Below are 24,340 nucleotides of genomic sequence, written 5' to 3'. Positions count from 1 at the left end.
CATGAAACGTCGTGACATCCTCATTGCACCCATGGCGGCGGCATTCGCCGGCGGCGTGCGCGCCCAGATCGGCGGCGCGCCGGTGCGCATCCTGGTCGGCGCGCCGGCCGGCGGCTCCACCGACACGCTGGCGCGCACGCTGGCGGCCAGCATGGGGCCGGTGCTCGGCCGCACGGTGATCGTCGAGAACCGGCCGGGTGCCGGCGGCAACATCGCGGCGGACGCGGTGGCCAAGGCGGCGCCGGACGGCAGCACGCTCCTGATGAGCTTCACCAGCCATGCGATCAATGCCACGCTCTACCCGTCGCTGCCCTTCGATCCGGTGAAGGACTTCACGGCGCTGACCTGCGTCGCGACCGCGCCTTCCATCCTGGTCGCGCATCCATCGGTGCCGGCCAACAACGTGCGCGAACTGATCGCGCTGGCCAAGAGCAAGCCGGGGCAGCTCAACTTCGCGATCGGCGGCATTGGCTCCTCGCTGCACATGGCGGGCGACGCCTTCAAGATGCAGTCGGGCGCCTTCATCGTGAACATCCCCTACCGCGGCACCGCGCCGGCCGTGCAGGACGTGCTCGCGGGCCAGGTGCAGCTGATGTTCGCGGCGGTCGGCAACGTGCAGGCGCATATCAAGGCCGGCAAGCTGAAGGCGCTGGGCGTGACGAGCGCGAAGCGCCTGCCCGCCTTCCCCGAGGTGCCTGCGATCGCCGAGGTGCTGCCGGGCTACGAGTCGAGCGCCTGGTTCGGGCTCTTCGGGCCGGGCAACATGCCGGCCGACGTCGCGCGCCGCACCAGCGATGCGGCGCGGCAGGCGATTGCGCAACCCGAGATGCGCAAGCGCCTGGAGACCGAGGGCGCGATCCCGGTCGGCAACGCGCCCGAGCAGTTCTCGGCTTTCGTGCAGAGCGAGATCACGCGCTGGGCCAAGGTGGTCAAGTTCTCCGGAGCGAGGCCGGAATGAGCGCCGCTGCACGCGCGCCGCAGACGCTGGCGCAGAAGCTCATTGCCCGCGCCTGCGGGCGCGCGCAGGTGGCGGTGGGCGAGGTCGTGACCTGCGCGGTCGATCTCGCGATGTTCCACGACTCATCGGGCCCGCGCCGGTTGCAGCCGATGCTCGAGGAACTGGGCGCACAGGTCTGGGACAAGTCGCGCATCGTGCTGGTGATGGACCATTACGTGCCCGAGCGCGACGAGGACTCGCGCCGCATCGTGCGCATCGCGCGCGACTGGGCGCGCGACCAGAAGCTGCCGCATGTCTACGACAGCCAGGGCATCTGCCACGTGGTGGTGCCGCAGCACGGGCACATCCGCCCCGGCATGCTGTGCGTGGGCGGCGATTCGCATTCGCCCACCGGCGGCGCGTTCGGTGCCTACATGTTCGGCGTCGGCAGCACCGAGATGCTCGGCGTGGTGGTCACCGGTGAGATCTGGCTGCGCGTGCCCGAGACCATCCGCATGTGGTGGGATGGCGCGCTGCCTGCCGGCGTGACGGCCAAGGACATGATGCTCTCCATGATCGGCCGCTTCGGCATGAACGGCGGGCGCTACCAGGCGGTCGAGTTCTGCGGCCCGGCCGTGACCGCGCTGTCGATGCAGGAACGCATGACGCTGTCGAACATGAGCGCCGAGCTCGGCGCGCAGGCCGGGCTGATCGCGCCGGACGCGACCACCGCCGCCTACCTCGCCGAGGCCGGCGCGCCGCCGGTGGACATCGCGCCGTGGTTCACTGATGAAGGTGCCACGTTCGAGCAGCACCGCTTCGACGCCGCCGCGCTGGAGCCGCAGGTCGCGGCGCCGCACAGCCCGGCCAATGCCCACGGCGTGAGCCGCGATGCCGGCACGCCGGTCGACGTGGCCTACATCGGCGCCTGCACCGGCGCCAAGCTCGACGACCTGCGCGCCGCCGCGCAGGTGCTGCGCGGTCACAAGGTGGCGGCCGGGGTGCGCCTGATCGTCGCGCCGGCCAGCCTGCAGGACCAGGAGCAGGCGCGCGAAGAGGGCGTGCTGCAGGTGCTGATGGACGCCGGCGCCGAACTCTTCCCGACCGCCTGCGGCGCGTGCTCCGGCTATGGCGATCCGATGGGCGACGACATCACCGTGATCTCGACCACCGCGCGCAACTTCAAGGGGCGCATGGGTTCGGCGACGGCGCAGGTGTACCTCGGTTCGCCCTATACCGTGGCCGCTTCGGCGCTGCGCGGGTGCGTCACGGACCCGCGGGAGATCCTGCAATGACTCACCGCGTGTGGTGCCTGGGCGCTGATATCGACACCGACGCGCTGGCCCCCGGCCATGCGATGAAGCACGGCATCGAGACCATCGCGCAGCATTGCCTCGAAGCCGTGCGCCCCGAGTTCGCGCGCGAGGTGCGGCGCGGCGACGTGATCGTGGCCGGCCCGAACTTCGGCATCGGCTCTTCGCGCGAGCAGGCCGCGGCGGTGCTGGTGCAGCTGGGCGTGGCGGCGGTGATCGCACCCTCGTACAGCGGGCTTTACTTCCGCAACGCCTTCAACGTGGGGCTGCTGCTGCTCACTTGCGCGGAAGCCGAATCGCTGAAGGAAGGCGAGAGGGTAGAGCTCGATGTAGAGACGCCGGCTGTGCGCACCGCCGAGGGCCGCACGCTGGCCTGCGAGCCGGTGCCGGCTTTCCTCATGGACATGGCGCGCGCGGGCGGCTTGTTGAAGCAGCTGCGCCTGCGTCTCGCCACCGGGGACGCGCATGCGCGCTGAAGAAGGCGACCTGCGCCGCTGGGACGCGCATCTCGCGGTGCTGCATGCCACCGTGGCGCGGCACGCGGCGCGCTCGGCAGAGCCCGAAGCCGCGCAGCAGGCGCGGCGCCTGCTCGTCGACACCGTCGGCTGCGCGATCGCAGGCCGCCATGCAAGAGAGGTGCGGCAGCTCGAAGCGGCGGTGGCCGATTGCGAACCCGGCGGCTTCGCGCTGCCCGACGGTCCCTCGATGAGCGTGCACGCCGCGGCCCAGGTGCTGGCCATGGCCGCCACCTGGGACGAAGCCTGCGAAGGCCACGCGCTCGCGCACGGCCGGCCCGGCGTGCCGCTGGTGGCGGCGCTGCTGCCGCTGGCGCTGCAGCGAGATACGACGCTCGACGCCTTCGTCGATGCCTTCGTGCTCGGCTACGAGGTCGGCGCACGCTGCGGCGCCTGGCTGCGCATTCGCCCGGGCATGCATGTCGATGCCAACTGGCCGGCGCTCGGCGTCGCCGCCGGCGTGGCGCGGCTCATCGGATTGCCCGCGGCGGGCATCGTGCAGGCGATCGGCATCGCCGCCTGCCAGCTCGCGACCAGCCTCTACCTGCCCGTGACCCAGGGCCGCACGGCGCGCAACACCTACCTCGGGCACAGCGCCTCGCTCGGCCTGCAAGCGGCCTTCGCGAGCGCGGCCGGCATCGACGCGCCGGCCGATGCGCTGGCCCACTATGCCAACGCGCATGCGGCCGCCGCGCCGCAGGCGCTGCCCGATGCGGAGATCACGCTGTTGCTGGATGCGTATCTCAAGCCCTTCGCGGCGGTGCGCCACGTTCACTACGGCGCGGTGGCTGCGCGGCAGCTTCGCGAACGACTGGCCGGCGATACCCGGGGCATTCAGGGCATCACGCTCAAGGTCTACGAAGAAGCCATCGTCTACTGCGGCAACCGCGCGCCGCGCACGCCGATCCAGGCGCAGTTCAGCCTCAGCTTCGGCATCGCGGCGATGCTGCGCTTCGGCGACATCGACCCCTCGGTCTACACTGAAGCGCGCTTCGACGACGCCGAGCTGCGGCGGCTCGAAGCGCTGGTGGTGCTCAAGCCCGATGCGGAGCTGACGGCGCGCAAGCAGCGCGGCGCCACGCTGGTGGTGGAGCATTCCTCCGGCCGCTTGCAGGAAGCCGTGCACACCATTGCGGGCGATGCCGCCCATCCGCTCGACCGCGCGGCGCTCGTCGCCAAGTTCAGGCGCTACGTCGCGCGCAGCCTCGCCGGCGAGCGGGCCGCGCTCTTCTGCAACACCGCGCTCGACGCGCAGCAGGACATCGACCTGCGCCTGCTCTGGCAGCAACTCGTTCCTCTTCACACCACTTCCATACGACCATGAAACGCCTGCGCCATCTCGCGACCACGCTCCTCCTTAGCCTGCCGCTTCTCGCCGCGGCCCAGGCCGACGACTTCCCGAACAAGTCGATCCGCATCGTCGTGCCCTTCCCGGCTGGCGGCGCCACCGACGCCGCGGCGCGCCTGGTCGCCACCAAGATGAGCGAGAAGTGGAACCAGCCGGTGGTGGTGGACAACCGCGCGGGCGCCGGCGGCAATGTCGGCTCCGACTTCGTCGCCAAGTCCGCGCCCGACGGCTACACGCTGGTGATGGGCGTGACCGGATCGCACGCGATCAACACCTCGCTCTACAGCAAGATGCCCTACGACCCGGTGGCCGACTTCGTCGCCATCAGCCAGGTCGCGGTGGTGCCCAACGTGCTGGTGGTGCACCCCTCCGTGCCGGTCAGCAACCTGGCCGAGCTGGTGGCGCTCGCCAGGCGCGAGCCCGGCAAGCTCAACTACGCATCGCTCGGCAACGGCACGGCCGCGCACCTGGGCATGGAGATGCTCAAGTCCGCCGCCGGCATCGAGATCACGCATGTGCCCTACAAGGGCAGTGCGCCCGCGGTCTCCGACCTGCTGGCCGGTCAGGTGCAGATGATGGTCGATGGCCTGCCTTCGGCGCTGCCGCACGTGAAGGCCGGCAAGCTGCGCGCCATTGCGCTGACCAGCCTGCACCGCGCGCCGGCACTGCCCGAGCTGCCGACCATCGCCGAGAGCTACCCGGGCTTCTACGCTGACGCGTGGTCGGGCCTGTTCGCACCCAAGGGCACGCCGAAGCCGGTGGTGGACAAGCTCTCGGCCGAGGTGCAGCGCATCCTGAAGCTGCCCGAGGTGCGCGAGAAGCTGGCCGCGCTGGGCGCCGAGCCGGTGGGCTCCACGCAGGTCCAGTTTGCGGCGCATGTGAAGCGCGAAATCGACAAGTGGGGCAAGGTCGTGAAGGCAAGCGGAGCGAAAGTGGATTGACCATGAACGACGCACTCGACCCCGTTACCCTCGCCGTGCTGCGCGGCCGCCTCGAACAGGTGGCCGACGAGATGGACGCGACGCTCTACCGCAGCGCCTTCAACCCGATCATCGCGGAGGCCCACGACGCCTGCCACGGCCTCTACGACGCGGTGAGCGGCGACACGCTGGTGCAGGGCAAGTCGGGCCTGCCGGTGTTCGTCGGCGCCATGGCCTTCGCGGTGCGCATGACCGCGGCCGCGGCGGCGCCGCGCGGCGGTATGGTCGACGGCGACATCTGGATCAGCAACGACGCCTACGACGGCGGCACGCACGCCAACGACTTCAAGCTGGTGCGGCCCTTCTTCCGCGGCGGCAAGCTCTATTGCTACATGGCCTCGGCCGCGCACTGGCACGACGTCGGCGGCGCGGTGCCCGGCAACTACAACCCGGCGGCCACCGAGTGCTGGCAGGAGGCGGTGCAGATCCCACCGGTGCGCATCGTGCGCGGCGGCGAGCTCGACGCCGACGTGCTGGCGATCCTGCGCGCCAACACGCGCCTGCCCGAAAGCCTGTGGGGCGACTTGAACGGCCAGCTCGCCGCGCTGGAGCTCGGCACGAAGCGGCTGCACGGACTGCTCGACGAGTACGGCGATGCGCTGGTGCTGCAGGCCATGGGCGAGCTGCGCAGCCGCGCGCTCAAGCTGATGCGCGCGCACATCGCCTCGCTGCCCGACGGCCGCTACAGCTTCGAGGACCTGCTCGACAACGACGGCATCACCAGCGAGCCGCTCACCATCGCGCTCGACATGACGGTGGCCGGCGAGCGGCTCCTGCTCGACTTCTCGCGCAGCTCGCCACAGTGCGCGGGGCCGGTCAACATCTCGCGCGCCACGGCGGTCGCGGCCTGCTACGTCGCGCTCAAGCACCTGTTCCCCGATGTGCCGGCCAATGCCGGTGTGCTCGACGCGGTGGACTTCGAGATCCCCGACCGGCTGGTGATCAGCGCCGAGCGGCCACGTCCGATGGGCGGCTACACCGAGACCATCCTGCGCATGATCGACGTGATCTTCAGCGCCGCGGCGCAGGCCGATCCGGCGCGCGCTGTCGCGCAGGCCTACGGCACCATCAATGCGCTGTCGATCGCGGGCCACCGCAGCGACGCGGGGCGCGAGGGGCAGCGCTGGGTGATGTTCAGCTTCTTCGGCGGCGGGCATGGCGGGCACTCGGGCGGCGACGGCCTCTCGCACGGCAACGCGCCGATCTCCACCGCCACCATCCCGCCGCTGGAGATCCTCGAGGCCGCCTACCCGGTGCGCTTCACCGAATGGTCGCTGCGCGCTGACTCGGGCGGCGACGGGCAGTTCCGCGGCGGCCTCGGCGCGGTCTACGAGATCGAGCTGCTCGAGAAGGATGCCGAGGTCTTCATCTTCGGCGAGCGCGGCAGCTCGCCGCCCAAGGGCATCGCGGGCGGCGGCGCGGGTGCGCTCAATGTCTTTCGCTACGAGAACGAAGGCGCCTGGCACGTGCCGCCGATGGTGTCGAAGATGCGCGGCATCCGGCTCGCGCGCGGCGAACGCGTGCGGCTCGAAACGCCCGGCGGCGGCGGCTGGGGCGATGCGGCGGAACGCCGGCCAGAACAGCGCGCGCAGGACAGGGCGATGGGCTACGTGAGCGTCGAGCCCGCGAAGAAGAAAGATCAGCAATGACAGCAGCAATCAAATCCGCTGAAGGCGGCTCGCTGGTCGTCGGCGTCGACGTCGGCGGCACCTTCACCGACCTCTTCGTGCTCGACGAGTCGGCCGGCACGGCGCGCATCGTCAAGGTGCCTTCCACCCGCGGCGAGGAAGCGCGCGGCTTCATGAACGGCGTGGCGCGCGTGACCGATTCGGCCGCGGCCATCGCCACCATCGTGCACGGCACCACGGTCGGCACCAACGCGCTGCTCGAACGCAAGGTGGCGAAAACCGGCATCCTCACCACGCGCGGCTTCCGCGACGTGCTGGAAATGCGCCGCCGCGACCGGCCGCAGACCTGGGGCCTGCGCGGCAGCTTCACGCCGGTGGTGCCGCGCAACCTGCGACGCGAGGTCGACGAGCGCGTGCTGGCCGACGGCACGCTGCACACGCCGGTCGACCTCGACCAAGTGCGCGTTGAAGCGCGCGCGCTGCTGGCCGAGGGCTGCGAGGCCGTGTGCGTGTTCTTCATCAACACCTATGCGAACCCGGAGAACGAGCGTCTCGCCGTCGCCGCGGTGCGCGAGATCTGGCCCAACGCGCACGTGACCTCGGCGAGCGAGGTGCTGCCCGAGATCCGCGAGTTCGAGCGCTGCTCCACCGCCACGCTCAATGCCGCGCTGCAGCCGGTGGTCGGCAGCTACCTCGAACGGCTCGAATCCGATCTGCGCGGCCAGGGCTTCGCCGGCGAGCTGCTGGTGGTGCAGAGCAACGGCGGCGTGATGTCGCGCGCCACCGCGAGCGAGCTGCCGGTGCGCACTGCGCTCTCGGGCCCGGCGGCCGGCGTGATCGCCTGCGCCGAGATCGCGCGCGCGGCGGGCTTCCCCAACGCGATCACCGGCGACATGGGCGGCACCTCCTTCGACGTCTCGCTGGTGGCGAACGGCGAGGCGGCGCTGGCGGCGCAGACCGCGATCGAGTTTGGCATGGTGATCCGCTCGCCGATGATCCAGATCGAGACCATCGGCGCCGGCGGCGGCTCGATCGCCTCGGTGGATGCGAGCGGCATGCTGCAGGTCGGGCCCGAGTCGGCCGGCAGCGTTCCCGGCCCGGCCTGCTACGGCCGCGGCAACATGCGCCCGACGGTGACCGATGCCAACGTGCTGCTGGGCCGCATTGCGGCCGACCGGCCGCTCGGCGGCGGCCTGCTGGCGGCGCTCGACGCGGAGAAGTCCTATCAGGCCATCGAGGCGCACGTGGCGAAGCCGCTGGGGCTCGACGTCCATGCGGCGGCCGAGGCCATCCTTACGGTCGCGAACGCGCGCATGGCCGGCGCGATCCGGCTGGTGTCGATCGAGCGCGGCCACGACCCGCGCCGCTTCGCCTACATGCCCTTCGGCGGCGGCGGCGCCCTGCACGTGTGCGCGATGATGCGCGAGGTCGGCGTGGCCACCGGCATCGTGCCGCGCTATCCCGGCGTCACTTCGGCGCTGGGCTGCGTGATCGCCGACATGCGGCACGACGCGGTGCAGACCCTCAATCGGCCGCTGGCCGATCTCGACGTCGATGCCATGCGGCAGCGCATCGCGCAGCTGGCCGAGACCTGCCAGCAGCGCCTCGATTCCGCCGGCGTGCGCTTCGACGAGGTGCGCGAGATCGTCGCGCTCGACATGCTCTATGCGGGCCAGACCCATACGCTGCCGGTGCCGTTGCCGCCGGGCAGCGGCGCGACGCTCACGCGAGAGACGATCCGCGCCGCTTTCGAAGCGAGCTACGAGGCCACCTTCGGCCGCGTGCTCGACGGCATCGGCATCCGCGTGATGAACCTGCGCTACGCGCGCATCGGCGTGCGGCCCAAGTTCGACCTGGCCGTGCTGGCGCCGGAAGGCGAGGGCAGCATCGCCCCGCTGGGCACGCAGCGCGTGTTCCACCAAGGGCGCTGGCACGAGGCGCAGCGCTTCGCGCGCCTCGACCTGCCGGTGGGCGCGCGCGTCGAAGGGCCTGCGATCCTGGAGCAGGTCGACACCACCGTGTGGCTCGAGCCCGGCTTCCAGGCTGAGGTCGATGCCTTCGGCAACCTGCTGGTGAGTTCACATGGACGCTGATACACGCATTGCGGCTGCGAAGACCGCGCTGGTCATCATCGACCTGCAGAACGACTTCCTCGACCCGAAGGGTGCCTATGCGCGCGGCGGCGACACCAACCCACCTGCCTTGCTGCTGCCGGCGCGCGTGGCCGGCGTGGTGCGTGCGCTCAAGAGCGCCGGCGGCATGGTGGTCGCGAGCCAGTTCACGCTGTGGCCCGATGCGGCCGGCGAGCCCATGGTGTCGCCGCACCTGAAGGCGCTGCGGCCCTACCTGACGAAGGGCGACTTCGCGCCGGGCAGCTGGGGGCAGGCGAACGTCGACGAACTGGCAGGACTCATCGACGTGACGGTCAGCAAGGTCGCCTACTCGGCCTTCTTCAACACCCAGCTCGACTGGGTGCTGCGTCGCGCCGGCATCGATACCGTGGCCGTCTGCGGCATCGTGACCAACGGCGGCGTCGCCAGCACGGTGCGCGACGCCCACATGCGCGACTACCGCACGCTGGTGCTGGCCGACGGCTGCGCGGCCTTCGGCGAGGAGCGGCACCAGACCTCGCTGGCCGACATGCGCAACGTGGCCGAAGTCACCGACTGCGCGGCCTTCATCCAGTCGCTGGCATGACGCTGCAGCGAAACATCCGTCGCGCATCGGCCATCGATGCGGAGGCGCACACCGGCGTCGCCATCGTCGGCGCCGGCGCCTGCGGCCTCACCGCGGCGCTGATGCTGCACGACGCGGGCATCGACTGCGTGCTGCTCGAACGCGATGCGACGCCCAGTGGATCGACCGCGCTCTCTTCGGGCTTCATCCCCGCGCCGAGCACCCGCGTGCAGCGCGCGCAGGGCGTGCACGATGACAGCGCCGAACGCTTCGCCGCCGACATCCAGGCCAAGGCCCGCGGCCGCGCCGCGCCCGCGCTGGTGCGGGCCTATGCCGAAGCCATCGGTCCCGCGCTCGACGCATTGCAGGCGCGGCACGGGCTCGGTTGGATCCTGCTCGACGGCTTTCTCTATCCGGGCCACAGCGCCCATCGCATGCATGCGCTGCCGCAGAAGACCGGCGCTGCGCTCATGGCCGCGCTGCAGGCGGCGGTAGAGACGGCAGGCATCCCGGTGCTTACCCAGGCAGTGGTCGAAACGCTGTGCTTCGATGAAGAGGACCGTGCGATCGGCATCGGCTACCGCCGGCCCGACGGCCGCGAAGAATTGCTCGGCTGCGATGCGCTGCTGCTGGCTTGCAACGGCTTCGGCGGCAACGCGGAGATGGTGCGCGCGCTGCTGCCCGAGATGGCGGATGCCGCTTTCGGCGGCCACACCGGCAACGATGGCAGCGCCATCCTCTGGGGCCGGGCACTGGGCGCGCGGCTGCGCGACCTCGGCGGTTACCAGGGACACGGCTCCTGGGTCACGCCGCAGGGCGCGCTGATGTCCTGGGCCGTGATGATGGAAGGCGGCGTGCAGATCAACCGCGAAGGGCGGCGCTTCCATGACGAGACCCAGGGCTATTCCGAGGCCGCGGTGAAGGTGCTCGCGCAGCCGGGCGGCGTCGCCTGGAATGTGTTCGATGCGCCGCTGCTCGCGCTGGCGCACGAGTTCCCGGATTTCTGCGAGGCCGAGGCGGCCGGCGCGCTGCGCCGCTGCGACACGGTGGCGCAGCTCGCCGCGTGCATCGGCTGCGACGTGCCCACCTTGCAAGCCACGCTCGATGCCTTGCGCGCCATCGGTCCGCAACCCGACGGCCGCGTGTTCAAGCGCGGGCTGGCCGCGCCGTACTTCGCGGTCAAGGTGTCGGGCGCGCTGTTCCACACTCAGGGCGGCCTCGACATCGGGCCGGACATGCGCGTGCTGCGCGAGGACGGCACGGCGTTGCCCAACCTGATCGCGGCGGGCGGCGCAGCCGGCGGCGTTTCGGGCGATGCGGTGTGGGGCTATCTCTCGGGCAACGGCCTCCTGAGTGCCGTGGCCGGCGGCGCCATCGCGGCGCGCACGGCGGCGGCGCTCGTCAAGGCAGGAAGGAACCAACATGGCGAATGACACTTCAATGAAGGAACGGCTCGCGTCCAGCGAGATCGTGCTCGCACCCGGCGTCTACGACGCCGTGAGCGCGCTGGTGGCCGAGCAGGCCGGCTTCGAGGCGCTCTACCTCTCGGGCGCTTCGATCGCCTACACGCGGCTGGGCCGTTCGGACGTCGGCCTCACCACCTTCACCGAGGTGGCCGACACGCTGGCGCGCATCTGCGAGCGCGTGAACCTGCCGGTGATCGTCGATGCCGACACCGGCTTCGGCAATGCGCTCAACACGCAGCGCACGGTGCGCGGCTTCGAGCGTGCCGGCGCGGCCATGGTGCAGATCGAGGACCAGGGCTTTCCCAAGCGCTGCGGTCACCTGGACGGAAAGACGGTCGTGCCTGCGCGCGAAATGGCGGGCAAGCTCAAGGCTGCGCTGGATGCGCGTGCCTCGGCCGAGACGCTGATCCTCGCGCGCACCGACGCCGTCGCCGTCGAGGGGCTGGACGCGGCGCTCGACCGCGCCGAGGCGTACCTGGAATGCGGCGTCGATGCGCTCTTCATCGAGGCCTTGCGTTCGCCCGCGCAGATGGAGGCCGCCTGCAAGCGTTTCGCCCACCGCGTGCCGCTCCTGGCCAATATGGTCGAAGGCGGCAAGACGCCGATCCAGGATGCCGATGCGCTGCAGGCCCACGGCTTTCGCATCGCGATCTTTCCCGGCGGCACGGCGCGCGCGGTGGTCCACACGCTGCAGGGCTACTACGCGAGCCTCGCGCAGCACCGCACGACCGAGCCATGGCGCGACCGCATGCTGGACTTCGACGGCCTCAACGAAGTGATCGGCACGCCGGAGCTGATGGCGCTGGGCAAGCGCTACGAATAGGCGCGCATGCACACCGCCCTCGCGCGGCCTCATTCCGGCTTGAGAATGGTCTCGCCCTTGAGCTGCCCCATGTCGCGAATGTTGTAGCGATGGCGCCGCCAGCCGCGCCAGGTGCGGCGCAGGTAGCGCAGCGAGACGAGGTAGTAGACGAACTTGAACATGCGCAGCGCGCCCCACATCGGCGTGCTGCCGTAGATGTCGCCGGCCAGGAGCGACATCAGCGCCTCCTTGATGCGCAAGGGGTTGGCCGGATGCATGAACATGTCGCGGATGGTCGGGTTGGTCACGCGGTAGATGAACCACGAATACTCGCGCGGCCCCTTGCGCATCATGGCCTCGAAGGCCTTGCGTTCGGCTGCCAGCGCGTCCGGCCGGTCGAGCGCGGTGGAGACCAGCTCGGCGCCGTCGAAGGCGCTGTGCATGGCCAGGTAGACGCCCGAGGAGAACATCGGATCGATGAAGGTGAAGGCATCGCCGAGCATCAGGTAGCGCTCGCCCGTGGCATGGGTGCTGCTGTAGGAGAAATTGCCGGTGGCATGCACCGCGCCGTCGACCAGCATGGCCTCTTTCAGGCGGTCGGCCAGCTCGGGGCACAGCGCGATGGTGTCGCGGAAGAATTCCGCCAGCGGCTTGTCGCGCGACTTCAGGTAGTAGGGCCAGCAGACCGCGCCCACACTGGTGGTGCCGTCGGCCAGCGGAATGAACCAGAACCAGCCGTGGGGAAACCAGCAGATGCTGATGTTGCCCTCGCGCTTGCCTTCGAGCCGCCGCACGTTGCGGAAATGCCCGAACAGCGCGGTGCTGTTGTGCGCCGGGTTCTTCTCCTTGCTGCGGAACTTGTTCGCGAGCAGGGTGTCGCGGCCGGTGGCGTCGACCACGAAGCGCGCGCGCCAGCTGCGCTGCGAGCCGTCTTCCAGCTGCGCCTGCGCGGTCGCGCCCGCGTTGTCGAAGCGCACGTCGCGCACCTTGCAGCCTTCGAGCGTGCGCGCGCCGCGCGCGGCGGCATTGCGGAACAGCAGCTCGTCGAGCTCGGAGCGGCGCACCTGCCAGGCGGAGGGCATGGTCTTGTCCCAGGCTTCGGCGAACTCGACGTAGCTGCAGTGGTCGTGCTCGGGCGAAACGAACTCGATGCCCCACTTGGTCATGCCGATCCTGTCGACCTGCTCGCGCACGCCGAGGCGCTCGAACAGGGCGACGTTGGCCGGCAGCAGCGACTCGCCGATGTGGAAGCGCGGGTGGTGTTCCTTCTCGAGCAGCACGACATCGCGGCCCTGCTGCGCCAGCAGCGCCGCGATGGTGGAGCCGGCCGGGCCGCCGCCGATGACGAGCACGTCGCAGTTTTCTTCGTTCGACGCTGTTTCATGCGCGGTGGGGGAGGGGCTTGGCAGGGGCACGGCGAATCAGTCCAGGAAAGTCGGGATGCGCAGGATAGCGCCGTCCGCGAGCAGGCCTGCAAGCCCTGCCGAACCGTCGATAACCTTCCTCCGCCGTGGGTCTTTGCACGGGCCGGGCGCCAAAGGACTGCAAAATAGAACGACCGTTCGTTTTATTCGAAGCCCTTCCCCATGCCCGCCACCGACCTTCCCCCCAAGGCCACCCGTGCGCCCCAGAAAGGCCAGCAGACCAAGGCCGTCATCGTCGATGCGGCGCTGAACCTGGCCGCGCAGATCGGGCTGGAGGGCCTGTCGATCGGCGCGCTGGCCGAGGTCACGCAGATGAGCAAGTCGGGCGTGTTCGCCCACTTCGGCTCGCGCGAGGAACTGCAGATCTCGGTGGTGCGCGAGTACCACGCGCGCTTCGAGCAGGAAGTCTTCTATACCGCCCTGCAGGCGCCGCGCGGCCTGCCGCGGCTGCGCGCGCTGTTCGCCAACTGGATGAAGCGCACCTCGGCCGAGATCGACTCGGGCTGCATCTACATCAGCGGCGCGGTCGAATTCGACGACCGGCCCGGCCCGGTGCGCGACGCGCTGGCCGAGTCGGTGAACATCTGGCTCGCGGCCATGCTGCGCGCCGTGATGCAGGCCCAGGAAGAAGGCCACCTGCACGCCGATGCCGATGCGAAGCAGATCTCCTTCGAGATCCACGCGCTGATCCTGGCCCTGCACTACGAAGCGCGCTTCCTGCGCTCGCCCGATTCGCTCTCGCGCGCCAACGTGGGCTTCGACAACATCCTGGCGCGCTGCGCCACGCCGGAGGCCCTGGCCGGCGACACCGCGCCGTCTACGCGCCGGCTCAAGACCGTGCGCTGAAGCAGCCGCTCACCCTCTCCCCTTTTTCTTTCTATTCCCTGGAGACCTTTCCATGCCCGCCTACACCCCGCCCCTTCGCGACATGCAGTTCGTGATGCACGAAGTGCTCAAGGTCACCGAAGAACTCAAGGTTCTCCCGAAGCACGCTGACGTCGATGCCGAGACCATCAACGCGGTGCTCGAAGAGGGCGGCAAGTTCGCCGCCGAAGTGACTTTCCCGCTCAACATCAACGGCGACGAGGAGGGCTGCGTGCTCGACAAGAGCACGCATGAAGTGAAGACGCCCAAGGGCTTCAAGGAGGCCTACGCCAAGTACGTCGAAGGCGGCTGGGCGGCGCTGTCGTGCGATCCGCAATACGGCGGCCAGGGCCTGCCTTTCGTGGTGAACCAGTGCTTCTACGAAATGCTCAACTCGGCCAACCAGGCCTGGACCATGTACCCGGGCCTCTCGCACGGCGCGTACGAGGCGCTGGTGGCGCACGGCACCGACGAGCAGAAGAAGACCTACCTGCCCAAGCTCACCAGCGGCGAATGGACCGGCACCATGTGCCTGACCGAGCCGCATTGCGGCACCGACCTCGGCCTGCTTCGCACCAAGGCCGAACCGCAGGCCGACGGCACCTACAAGCTGACCGGCAACAAGATCTTCATCTCGGCCGGCGAGCACGACATGGCCGGCAACATCATCCACCTGGTGCTGGGCCGCCTGCCGGACGCGCCCAAGGGCAGCAAGGGCATCAGCCTGTTCGTCGTGCCGAAGTTCAACGTCAAAGCCGACGGTTCGCTCGGCAGCCGCAACGGCATCTATTGCGGCGGCCTCGAGCACAAGATGGGCATCCACGGCAACGCCACCGCGCAGATCGTGCTCGAAGGTGCCACCGGCACGCTGGTCGGCGAGCCCAACAAGGGCCTGGCCGCGATGTTCGTGATGATGAACGCGGCTCGACTGGGCGTCGGCAACCAGTCGCTGGGCCTGACCGAAGTGGCTTTCCAGAACGCGCTGGCTTACGCGAAGGACCGCATCCAGATGCGCTCGCTCTCGGGCGTGAAGGCCAAGGACAAGGAAGCCGATCCGATCATCTTCCATCCCGACGTGCGCAAGATGCTGATGACCGCCAAGGCCTATGCCGAAGGCGGCCGCGCGCTGGCCATCTACTGCACGCTCTTGCTCGACAAGGAGCACCACCATCCCGACGAGAAGGTGCGCAAGGACTCGGGCGAGATCGTCGCCCTGCTCACGCCGATCGTGAAGGCCTTCATCACCGACAACGGCCACATCTCGACCAACGCCTGCATGCAGGTCTTCGGCGGCCACGGTTTCATCAAGGAATGGGGCATGGAGCAGTTCGTGCGCGACAACCGCATCAACATGATCTACGAGGGCACCAACACCGTTCAGTCGCTGGACCTGCTGGGGCGCAAGGTGCTGGGCAACAACGGCGCCACGCTGAAGAAGTTCGGCAAGCTGGTCGCCAAGCTGGTGGAGGAAGAAGGCGTCAACGAGAAGATGAGCGAGTTCATCACGCCGATCGCGGTGCTGGGCGAGCAACTCACCAAGTTCACCACCGAGATCGGCTTCAAGGGTTTCCAGAATCCCGACGAGGTGGGCGCTGCGGCCGTGGACTACCTGCGCGTGGCGGGCCACTTCGTGTTCGGCTACTTCTTCGCGCTGATGGCGCGCGTGGCGCTCGCCGAGATCGCGGCCGGCAACACCGATCCGTTCTACCAGGCCAAGCTGCAGACCGCGCGCTTCTACTTCGCCAAGCTCTTCCCCGAGACCGCGACGCTGATGCGCACCGCGCGCACCGGCAGCGCGCCGCTGATGAACACCGACGCCGCCCTGGCCTAAGCATCATGAAGCGCCTTCTTGCAGCCATCGCACTCGCGTCGGCCGGCTCGGCTTTCGCGCAGATGTCGCCCGTCGGCGTCTGGCAGAGCATCGACGACAAGACGAACGAAGCCAAGTCGCAGATCCGCGTCGCGGAGTCGGGCGGCGCGCTCTACGGCCGCATCGAGAAGCTGCTGCGCAAGGATGCGAAGCAGGATGCGGTGTGCGACGAGTGCACCGACGACCGCAAGGGCAAGCCGCTGCTTGGTCTCGAGATCATCCGCGGCGCGAAGAAGGCCGAGGGCAGGGAGGTCTGGGAGGACGGCAAGATCCTCGACCCCGAAAACGGCAAGACCTACACGCTGCGGCTCACGCCGATCGACGGCGGCAAGAAGCTCGAAGTGCGCGGCTCGGTGTTCGGCATCGGCCGCACGCAGACCTGGGTTCGCGTTCAGTAAGACACCTATTTGTTGGAAATTCCATGTCCCGATTTCAAGTGAAAAAGGTCGCCGTGCTCGGCGCCGGCGTGATGGGCGCGCAGATCGCGGCCCATCTCGTCAATGTGCGCGTGCCGGTCGTCTTGTTCGACCTGCCTGCAAAAGAGGGTCCGAAGAACGGCATCGTGAGCCGCGCTATCGACAACCTCAAGAAGCTCAAGCCCGCACCCCTGGGCGATGCGGCCGATGCGACGCTGATCGAGCAGGCCAACTACGAAGACGACCTCGCCAAGCTCGGCGAGTGCGACCTGGTGATCGAAGCCATTGCCGAGCGCATGGACTGGAAGCTCGATCTCTACAAGAAGATCGCGCCGCATGTCGCCAAGCACGCGATCCTGGCCTCGAACACCTCGGGCCTCTCGGTCACCAAGCTCAGCGAGGCGCTGCCCGAGGCGCTGAAGCCGCGCTTCTGCGGCATCCACTTCTTCAACCCGCCGCGCTACATGTTCCTGGTCGAGCTGATCAACACGCCGACCACCGAGCCCGGGGTGCTGGACCAGTTGGAAGCCTTCGTCACCAGCACGCTCGGCAAGGGCGTGGTGCGCGCGCACGACACGCCCAACTTCATCGCGAACCGCGTCGGCATCGCCGGCATGCTCGCGACCCTGAAGGAAGTCGAGAAGTTCGACCTCACGCCCGACGTGGTGGACGACCTCACCGGCAAGAAGCTGGGCCGCGCGAGCTCGGGCACCTTCCGCACCGCCGACGTGGTGGGCCTGGACACCATGGCCCACGTGGTCAAGACGCTGCAGGACAACCTGAGTGCGGAGACCGATCCCTTCTACGGCAACTTCGCGACGCCGCCGGTGCTGGCCAAGCTGCTGGAACTCGGCAACCTGGGGCAGAAGACCAAGGCCGGCTTCTACAAGAAGGCCGGTCGGGACATCCTGCGCTTCGACCTCGCCAAGGGCGAGTACGTGCCTTCGGGCGACAAGGCCGACGAGGTCTACGGCCGCATGCTCAAGAAGCCGGCGCCGGAGCGCCTGAAGCTGCTGCGCGAAAGCGAAGGCGCGCAGGGCCGCTTCCTCTGGGCCATCCTGCGCGACAGCTTCCACTACGCGGCCGTGCACCTCGCGCCCATCGCCGAGAGTGCGCGCGACGTCGACTTCGCGATGCGCTGGGGCTTCGGCATGAAGCAGGGCCCCTTCGAGCTGTGGCAGGAGGCCGGCTGGGCGCAGGTCGCCAAGTGGATCCAGGAAGACATCGATGCCGGCGAGGCGCTCTCCACTGCGCCGCTGCCCTCCTGGGTGTTCGAAGGTCCGGTCGCACAAGCGGGTGGCGTGCATACGCCCGAAGGTTCGTGGAGCGCATCGCAGAGCAAGTTCATCGCGCCGCGCCGCCTGCCCGTGCATGAACGCCAGCTGTTCCCCGAGAGCGTGCTGGGCAGCAATGCGCCGGACGCCAACAAGGCCGGCACCACGATCCAGGACGAAGGCGACGTGCGCCTCTGGACGCTCGACGGCGAGGTGCTGATCGCGAGCATCCATTCGAAGATGCACGCCATCAGCCCCGACGTCGCCGATGCGCTGGCCGCGGGCGTCGATCTCGCCGAGCGCGAATACAAGGCGATGGTGATCTGGTCCCCCGACGAGATGTTCTCGGTCGGCGCCGACCTGCAGGCGATGCTGCCGGCCTTCGTGGTCGCGGGCATCGGCGCGGTCGAGGGGGCGGAAGAAGAGCTGCAGAACGTGATGCTCAAGATCCGCTATGCCGGCGTGCCGGTCGTCTCGGCCGTGCGCGGCATGGCGCTGGGCGGCGGCTGCGAGCTGGCCATCCACTCGGCCAAGCGCGTCGCGGCGATGGAAAGCTACATCGGCCTGGTCGAAGTCGGCGTGGGCCTGGTGCCCGGCGCCGGCGGCCTGACCTACATCGCGCGCCGTGCGGCCGAGAACGCCGAAGCCTCCACCGGCACCGACCTGCTGCCCTTCCTGACCGAAGGCTTCACCGCCGCGGCCATGGCCAAGGTCGGCACCAGTGCGCTGGAATCGAAGAAGCTGGGCTATCTGCTCGAGAGCGACGTGATCGTGCCCAACAAGGACGAGCTGCTCTACGTCGCATTGCAGCAGGCCAAGGCCATGGCCGACGCCGGCTGGCGCGCGCCGCTGCGCCGTCAATTCAAGGTCGCGGGCCGCAGCGGCGCCGCCACCATCAAGGGGCAACTGGTCAACATGCGCGACGGCGGCTTCATCAGCGAGCACGACTTCCACATCGCGGGCCTGATCGCAGGCGTGGTGACCGGTGGCGACGTCGATGCCGGCAGCCTGGTCACGGAGGAATACCTGATGGCGCTGGAGCGCAAGGCCTTCTGCTCGCTGATCCTGCATCCGAAGACGCAGGAGCGAATCATGGGGATGCTTTCGACGGGCAAGCCGCTACGCAACTAAGTAATACCCAGAAGGAGCATCCTCCATGAAACAACTTCAAGACGCCTACATCGTCTCCGCCACCCGCACCCCCATCGGCCGCTCGCACCGCGGCTTCTTCCGCAACATGCGTCCCGACGATCTGCTCGCGACCACCCTGAAGGCGGCGCTCGCGGCGGTGCCCGGGCTCGATCCGAAGGCGATCGAGGACATCATCTGCGGCTGTGCGATTCCCGAGGCGCAGCAGGGCCTCAACGTCGCGCGCATCGGCGCCGTGCTCGCGGGCCTGCCGACCAGCATCGGCGGCATCACGGTCAACCGTTTCTGCGCCTCCGGCCTGTCGGCGGTGCAGATGGCGGCCGACCGCATCCGCGTCGGCGAGGCCGAGGTGATGATCGCGGCCGGCGTCGAGAGCATGAGCATGGTGCCGATGATGGGCAACTCGCCCTCGCTGTCGCCATCGATCTTCGAGCGCGACGGCGACGTCGGAATCGCCTACGGCATGGGCCTCACGGCCGAGAAGGTGGCGCAGCAGTGGAAGGTGAGCCGCGAGGCGCAGGATGCCTTCGCGCTGCAGTCGCACCAGCGTGCGCTGGCCGCGCAGCAGGCCGGCGAGTTCGCCGCCGAGATCACGCCCATTGAGGTGACGGACCGCGCGCCGAACCTCGAGACCGGCGAGGCCACGCCCAAGACCCGCACCGTGAACCTCGACGAAGGCGCGCGCCCCGACACCAGCCTCGAAGGCCTGGCCAAACTGCGCACCGTGTTCGCCGCGCGCGGCTCGGTCACGGCGGGCAACAGCTCGCAGACTTCCGACGGCGCGGGCGCGCTGATCCTCGCGAGCGAGAAGGCCTGCAAGCAGTTCGACCTCAAGCCGCTCGCGCGCTTCGTGAGCTTCGCGAGCAAGGGCGTGCCGCCGCACATCATGGGCATCGGCCCGATCGAGGCGATTCCGGCGGCGCTGCGCTATGCCGGACTCACGCAGGACGCGATCGACTGGATCGAGCTCAACGAAGCCTTCGCCGCGCAGTCGCTGGCGGTGATCAACACGCTGGGCCTGGACCCGGCCAAGGTCAATCCGATGGGCGGCGCGATCGCGCTGGGCCATCCGTTGGGCGCGACCGGCGCCATCCGGTCGGCGACCGTGGTCCATGCGCTGCAGCGCAAGAAACTCAAGTACGGCATGGTCACGATGTGCGTGGGCATGGGGCAGGGCGCTGCCGGGATTTTTGAACGCGTCTGACGTCCGGGCCGGTGCTTGCTCGAAAAGAAAACAAGGAGACAAGCGTGAGACAAGAGACATTGCAGCTTGACGACGGCACGCAGCTCGCGCTGCGGATCTACGAGCCCATCGGCCCGCAGCGCGCCAGCGTCGTGATCGGCGGCGCGATGGGCGTGCGCCAGGCCTTCTATGAACCTTTTGCCCGCTGGCTGACGCAGGAGGGCCTCGGCGTCTGGACCTTCGACTACCGCGGCTCGGGCGATTCGCGGCCGGCGACGGCCGGCGGCTCGTTGCGCGGTTTCGAGGCCGACCTGTTCGATTGGGCGCGCGACTACGAGGCCGTGATCGACGCCGCCAAGGCCGCGCGCTCCGACCGGCCGCTCTACCTGCTGGGCCACAGCCTGGGCGCGCAGCTGCCGGGTTTTCTCGAGCGGCCGCAGCAGGTCGACGGCCTCATCAGCATCGCGGCGGGCAGCGGCTACTGGCGCGAGAACGCGCCGCGCCTCAAGCGCAGCATCCTCTACTTCTGGTTCTTCCTGGTGCCGCTGGCCACGCGGCTCTGGGGCTACTTTCCCGGTCGCAAGCTCAAGAAGGTGGGCGACCTGCCGCGCGGCGTGATCCTGCAATGGCGGCGCTGGTGCCTGAACCCGCGCTACAGCGTCGGCGCCGAAGGCGCTGCGGCCGCCCGCAGCTACGAGCGCGTGCGCTTCCCGGTGCTGGCCCTGTCGATGACCGACGATGAACTCATGACGCTCGAAGGCACCGAGAGCCTGCTGAGCTTCTACGCTGGCGCGCCGCGCGCGATGCAGCGCATCGCGCCGGCCGACGTGCAGGCCCGCCACATCGGGCATTTCGGCTTCTTCCGCGAGCAGTTCAGCCTGAGCCTGTGGCCGCGCCTGGCCGACAGCCTGCACCGGCTCGCGGCGCTGACTTCTACAGCGCCATCGGGCGTCCCGCACACGACTGCATAAGCCAAGGTCACGGAGGCACACTGCGACGATCATGAGCACACATCCTCTGGACAAGGCCCTCGCGCTCGCGCACAGCGACATCCGCGCCGGGCTTTTCACCGGTGCCACGAGCCCGGACTACTGGAACATGGTCGGGCCCTTCGGCGGCACGACCGCTGCGGTGATGCTGCAGTCGGTGCTGAAGCATCCCGAACTGCTGGGCGCGCCGGTGGCGCTCACGGTGAACTACGCCGCGGCGCTGGAGGCAGGCGCTTTCGAGGTGCTGGCGATACCGGTGCGCACCAACCGCTCGACGCAGCACTGGACCATGCAGATGTCGCAGGCCGGCGCCGACGGCCAGCCGCATGTCACGACCACCGCGACCGCGGTCACGGCACTGCGCCGCGAGACCTGGGGCGCCAACGATCTGCCGATGCCCGAGGTGCCGTCGCCCGAAGAGGTCGAGCGCCTGAGCATCGGCCCCGCGCGCGTGGCCTGGATCTCGCAGTACGAAATGCGTCCGATCAGCGGCGCGATTCCAGCCAAGTGGGACGGCAGCGGCGATCACAGCGAAACGCGCATGTGGCTGCGGGATGCAGAGCCGCGTCCGCTCGACTTCGCCTCGCTCGCAGCCTTGAGCGACACCTTCTACCCGCGCGTCTGGCTGCGCCGCGCCAAGCCGGTGCCGATCGGCACGGTGTCGATCACGACCTACTTCCATGCCGACGCGAGGCACCTGGCGGAGGTAGGCCACGGCTACCTGCTGGGCCGCGCGACGGGGCAACAGTTCCAGAACGGCTATTTCGACCAGTCGGCGCAGCTGTGGAGCGAAGCGGGCGCGCTGCTCGCCACCAGCAATCAGATCGTCTACTTCAAGGAATGACTGAATGACGGCCAGCAGAGCAGCCTTGATCGTCGGCGCCGGCGATGCCACCGGCGGCGCGATCGCCCGCCGCTTCGCGCGCGCGGGCTATGCAGCCTGCGTCACGCGCCGCAGCCTCGACAAACTGCAGCCGCTGGTCGCGCAGATCGAAGCCGAAGGCGGCACCGTGCACGCCTTTGCCAGCGATGCGCGCAAGGAAGAGGAAGTCGTCGCGCTGGTCGAGCAGATCGAGTCGAGCATCGGGCCGATCGAGGTGCTGGTGTTCAACATCGGCGCCAACGTGCCCGAGAGCATCCTGACCGAGACCGCGCGCAAGTACTTCAAGGTCTGGGAGATGGCCTGCTTCTCCGGCTTCCTGAACGGGCGCGAAGTCGCCAAGCGCATGGTGGCGCGCGGGCGCGGCACCATCCTCTTCACCGGCGCCACGGCCTCGCTGCGCGGCAGCGCCAACTTCGCCGCCTTCTCCGGTGCCAAGATGGCGCTGCGCGCGCTGGCCCAGAGCATGGCGCGCGAGCTCGGGCCGCGCGGCATCCACGTTGCGCACACGGTGATCGACGGCGCCATCGACACCGAGTTCATCCGCAGCAATTTCCCCGAGCGCTATGCGTTGAAGACGGAAGACGGCATCCTCAACCCCGAGCACATCGCCGATGCCTACTGGATGCTGCACGCGCAGCCGCGCGATGCCTGGACCCACGAGCTCGACCTGCGCCCGTGGTCCGAGAAGTTCTGAGGAGACCGGCATGACGACCACGCGATCGGTTGAGTTCTATTTCGACTTCGGCAGCCCCGCCTCGTACCTGGCCGCCACCCAGCTGCCGCACCTGTGCGCCGACACCGGCGCCGAACTGGTGTGGAAGCCGATGCTGCTGGGCGGCGTGTTCCAGGCCACCGGCAACCAGTCGCCGGCCGCCATTCCGGCCAAGGGCCCCTACGTGTTCGAGGACCTGGCACGTTTCGCTCGGCGCTACGGCGTGCCGCTGCAGCAGAACCCTTATTTCCCGATCAACACGCTGCTGCTGATGCGCGGCGCCACCGGCATGCAGATGCGCGAGCCGGAGCGCTTTCGCGCGTACGTCGATGCCGTGTACCACGCGATGTGGGTCGAGCCGCGCAATCTCAACGACCCGGCCACGCTCGCTGCCGCCCTGGCCGAGGCCGGCTTCGACCCGGCAACGATGATCGCGCTGGCCAATGCACAGGAGGTCAAGGACCGCCTCAAGGCCCAGACCGAAGAAGCTGTGCGGCGCGGCGTCTTCGGTGCCCCCACCATGTTCGTCGGCGACCAGATGTTCTGGGGCCAGGACCGGCTCGATTTCGTCCGTGAAGCACTCGGCGCCTGATCGCCCGATACTTTCATTTCTTTGCAGCAAGGAACTCCCATGAGCGACATCCTCGTCCACACCGAAGCCGGTGTGATGACCCTTACCTTCAACCGTCTCGACAAGAAGAATTCCATCACCCGCGCGATGTACGCCGAGCTCGCCGATGCGCTGGCCAAGGCTGAGCAAGACGGCGCGGTGCGCGCCGTGCTGATCCAGGGCGATGCCACCATCTTCAGCGCCGGCAACGACATCGGCGATTTCCTGGACGCCCCGCCCTCGACGCCGGATTCGCCCGTGTTTCGCTTCCTGCACGGCATCGCAACCTTCCCGAAGCCGATCGTGGCCGCGGTCTGCGGTCCGGCCGTGGGCATCGGCACCACGATGCTGTTCCATTGCGACTTGGTCTACGCGGGCGACAACGCGGCCTTCTCGATGCCCTTCGTCAACCTGGGCCTGTGCCCCGAGGCGGCCTCCAGCCTGCTGGTGCCGCAGATGCTGGGCTACCACCGCGCGGCCGAGGCGCTGCTCCTGGGCGAGCCCTTCATGGCCGAGGCGGCGCTCGAAGTCGGCCTGATCAACCGCGTGGTGCCGCCCACCGAGGCCAACGCCATCGCCCAGGCGCAGGCGCGCAAGCTGGCGGCCAAGCCGCTCACGGCGCTGATCGAAACCAAGCGCCTGATGAAGAAGTCGCAGCAGTCGGCCGTGCTCGAACGCATGGGCGAAGAAGGCCAGAGCTTCGGCCGCATGCTGCGCGAGCCGGCGGCGCGAGAGGCCTTCACGGCCTTCATGGAAAAGCGGCGGCCGGATTTCTCGAAGATCTGAGGTCAGGCGACCTCTGGTGCGCTGTCGTGTCTGTGAGGTGGTCACAATCCGTGACCACCTCGTAGCGTTGCCGATCAGTCCTTGACGATCGGCCTCGGCCGCCCGTTGTCGTCGATCGCGACGTAAGTGAAGGTGGCCTCGGTCACCTTGATGTACTCGCCCTGCGCCTTGAAGCGCTCGGCGAACACCTCGACCGTGACGGTGACCGAGGTGCGCCCGATGCGCACCAGCTTCGAATAGAAGGACAGGATGTCGCCCAGCCGCACCGGCTGCTTGAAGATGAACTCGTTGACCGCGACGGTGGCCATCCGGCCCTTGGCGTAGCGGGCCGGGATGACCGAGCCGGCCAGGTCGCACTGGGCCATGACCCAGCCGCCGAAGATGTCGCCGTTGGCGTTGACGTCGGCCGGCAGCGGAATCACCTTGAGCACCAGCTCCATGTCGGCGGGCAGGCTCTTGAGGGTGGCGGCCACATTGGCACTTGGAGATTCGGACATGGGCACAATCTGAGAACA

22 protein-coding genes are annotated in these 24,340 nt (G+C 68.9%); 20 read left to right on the top strand and 2 right to left on the bottom strand.

Annotated features, from left to right (window positions below; all coding sequences use genetic code 11):
- The first annotated feature begins 1 nt into the window (after position 1).
- The 10 genes from ACSQ9A_RS24490 to ACSQ9A_RS24445 are packed head-to-tail and all read left to right on the top strand — an operon-like array spanning position 2 to position 11,686.
- Positions 2–958 carry a tripartite tricarboxylate transporter substrate binding protein gene (locus ACSQ9A_RS24490; protein ID WP_093103857.1) on the top strand — a complete coding sequence of 319 codons (957 nt, stop codon included), beginning with the start codon at positions 2–4 and terminating at the stop codon, positions 956–958.
- Positions 955–2,232: a 3-isopropylmalate dehydratase large subunit gene (locus tag ACSQ9A_RS24485; protein WP_436305535.1), complete on the top strand. Its 1,278-nt coding sequence runs from the start codon at positions 955–957 to the stop codon at positions 2,230–2,232. The genes ACSQ9A_RS24490 and ACSQ9A_RS24485 overlap by 4 nt, the downstream gene beginning before the upstream one ends.
- Positions 2,229–2,726 carry a 3-isopropylmalate dehydratase gene (locus ACSQ9A_RS24480; protein ID WP_436305534.1) on the top strand — a complete coding sequence of 166 codons (498 nt, stop codon included), beginning with the start codon at positions 2,229–2,231 and terminating at the stop codon, positions 2,724–2,726. Before ACSQ9A_RS24485 ends, ACSQ9A_RS24480 begins: the two co-directional genes overlap by 4 nt.
- Positions 2,716–4,089, top strand: coding sequence for an MmgE/PrpD family protein (locus tag ACSQ9A_RS24475; protein WP_436305533.1), 1,374 nt, complete (start codon positions 2,716–2,718; stop codon positions 4,087–4,089). Before ACSQ9A_RS24480 ends, ACSQ9A_RS24475 begins: the two co-directional genes overlap by 11 nt.
- On the top strand, positions 4,086–5,054 hold the full coding sequence (locus ACSQ9A_RS24470) for a tripartite tricarboxylate transporter substrate binding protein (protein WP_436305532.1): 969 nt from the start codon (positions 4,086–4,088) through the stop codon (positions 5,052–5,054). The genes ACSQ9A_RS24475 and ACSQ9A_RS24470 overlap by 4 nt, the downstream gene beginning before the upstream one ends.
- 2 nt (positions 5,055–5,056) lie before the next feature.
- Positions 5,057–6,742, top strand: coding sequence for a hydantoinase B/oxoprolinase family protein (locus ACSQ9A_RS24465; RefSeq protein WP_436305531.1), 1,686 nt, complete (start codon positions 5,057–5,059; stop codon positions 6,740–6,742).
- On the top strand, positions 6,739–8,814 hold the full coding sequence (locus tag ACSQ9A_RS24460; RefSeq protein ID WP_436305530.1) for a hydantoinase/oxoprolinase family protein: 2,076 nt from the start codon (positions 6,739–6,741) through the stop codon (positions 8,812–8,814). Before ACSQ9A_RS24465 ends, ACSQ9A_RS24460 begins: the two co-directional genes overlap by 4 nt.
- Positions 8,804–9,418, top strand: a complete 615-nt coding sequence (locus tag ACSQ9A_RS24455) for a cysteine hydrolase family protein (RefSeq protein ID WP_436305529.1) — start codon at positions 8,804–8,806, stop codon at positions 9,416–9,418. Before ACSQ9A_RS24460 ends, ACSQ9A_RS24455 begins: the two co-directional genes overlap by 11 nt.
- Positions 9,415–10,830 (top strand): FAD-dependent oxidoreductase, encoded by a 1,416-nt coding sequence (locus tag ACSQ9A_RS24450; RefSeq protein ID WP_436305528.1) that lies wholly within the window; start codon positions 9,415–9,417, stop codon positions 10,828–10,830. The genes ACSQ9A_RS24455 and ACSQ9A_RS24450 overlap by 4 nt, the downstream gene beginning before the upstream one ends.
- Positions 10,820–11,686, top strand: a complete 867-nt coding sequence (locus ACSQ9A_RS24445) for an isocitrate lyase/PEP mutase family protein (RefSeq protein ID WP_436305527.1) — start codon at positions 10,820–10,822, stop codon at positions 11,684–11,686. Before ACSQ9A_RS24450 ends, ACSQ9A_RS24445 begins: the two co-directional genes overlap by 11 nt.
- Before the next feature lie 29 nt (positions 11,687–11,715).
- Here the strand turns inward: ACSQ9A_RS24445 and ACSQ9A_RS24440 are convergent, their stop codons facing one another.
- Positions 11,716–13,080 (bottom strand): NAD(P)/FAD-dependent oxidoreductase, encoded by a 1,365-nt coding sequence (locus ACSQ9A_RS24440; protein WP_436305526.1) that lies wholly within the window; start codon positions 13,078–13,080, stop codon positions 11,716–11,718.
- A 171-nt stretch (positions 13,081–13,251) separates the two neighbouring features.
- On the opposite strand from ACSQ9A_RS24440, the gene ACSQ9A_RS24435 reads away from it, so the two are divergent.
- The 10 genes from ACSQ9A_RS24435 to ACSQ9A_RS24390 are packed head-to-tail and all read left to right on the top strand — an operon-like array spanning position 13,252 to position 23,825.
- Complete coding sequence (locus ACSQ9A_RS24435; RefSeq protein ID WP_436305525.1) at positions 13,252–13,935, top strand: TetR/AcrR family transcriptional regulator; 684 nt, start codon at positions 13,252–13,254, stop codon at positions 13,933–13,935.
- Between the two features lie 52 nt (positions 13,936–13,987).
- A complete protein-coding gene (locus tag ACSQ9A_RS24430; protein WP_436293693.1) occupies positions 13,988–15,784 on the top strand; it encodes an acyl-CoA dehydrogenase C-terminal domain-containing protein in 1,797 nt (598 codons plus the stop codon).
- Between the two features lie 5 nt (positions 15,785–15,789).
- Positions 15,790–16,221 carry a DUF2147 domain-containing protein gene (locus tag ACSQ9A_RS24425; protein WP_436305524.1) on the top strand — a complete coding sequence of 144 codons (432 nt, stop codon included), beginning with the start codon at positions 15,790–15,792 and terminating at the stop codon, positions 16,219–16,221.
- Positions 16,222–16,244: 23 nt separating this feature from the next.
- Complete coding sequence (locus ACSQ9A_RS24420) at positions 16,245–18,644, top strand: 3-hydroxyacyl-CoA dehydrogenase/enoyl-CoA hydratase family protein (protein ID WP_436305523.1); 2,400 nt, start codon at positions 16,245–16,247, stop codon at positions 18,642–18,644.
- Positions 18,645–18,669: 25 nt separating this feature from the next.
- Positions 18,670–19,866, top strand: a complete 1,197-nt coding sequence (locus tag ACSQ9A_RS24415) for an acetyl-CoA C-acyltransferase (RefSeq protein WP_436305522.1) — start codon at positions 18,670–18,672, stop codon at positions 19,864–19,866.
- A gap of 44 nt (positions 19,867–19,910) precedes the next feature.
- Positions 19,911–20,816: an alpha/beta hydrolase family protein gene (locus ACSQ9A_RS24410; RefSeq protein ID WP_436305521.1), complete on the top strand. Its 906-nt coding sequence runs from the start codon at positions 19,911–19,913 to the stop codon at positions 20,814–20,816.
- A gap of 31 nt (positions 20,817–20,847) precedes the next feature.
- Complete coding sequence (locus ACSQ9A_RS24405) at positions 20,848–21,678, top strand: acyl-CoA thioesterase (RefSeq protein WP_170855526.1); 831 nt, start codon at positions 20,848–20,850, stop codon at positions 21,676–21,678.
- A gap of 4 nt (positions 21,679–21,682) precedes the next feature.
- Complete coding sequence (locus ACSQ9A_RS24400; RefSeq protein WP_436305520.1) at positions 21,683–22,411, top strand: SDR family oxidoreductase; 729 nt, start codon at positions 21,683–21,685, stop codon at positions 22,409–22,411.
- Positions 22,412–22,421: 10 nt separating this feature from the next.
- The gene (locus ACSQ9A_RS24395) at positions 22,422–23,021 is read left to right on the top strand and encodes a 2-hydroxychromene-2-carboxylate isomerase (RefSeq protein WP_436305519.1); all 600 of its coding nucleotides are present in this window, start codon (positions 22,422–22,424) and stop codon (positions 23,019–23,021) included.
- Between the two features lie 39 nt (positions 23,022–23,060).
- Entirely contained in the window at positions 23,061–23,825 is a 765-nt protein-coding gene (locus ACSQ9A_RS24390; protein WP_436305518.1) for an enoyl-CoA hydratase, read from the top strand.
- A 74-nt stretch (positions 23,826–23,899) separates the two neighbouring features.
- Here the strand turns inward: ACSQ9A_RS24390 and ACSQ9A_RS24385 are convergent, their stop codons facing one another.
- A complete protein-coding gene (locus ACSQ9A_RS24385) occupies positions 23,900–24,322 on the bottom strand; it encodes an acyl-CoA thioesterase (protein ID WP_436305517.1) in 423 nt (140 codons plus the stop codon).
- Positions 24,323–24,340 lie beyond the last annotated feature (18 nt).

It is taken from the genome of Variovorax sp. LjRoot290 (assembly GCF_964253985.1).
Lineage (GTDB): Bacteria > Pseudomonadota > Gammaproteobacteria > Burkholderiales > Burkholderiaceae_C > Variovorax.
The sequence above is the reverse complement of the archived record's forward strand: the minus strand, read 5'-3'. Positions and strand labels throughout refer to the sequence as shown.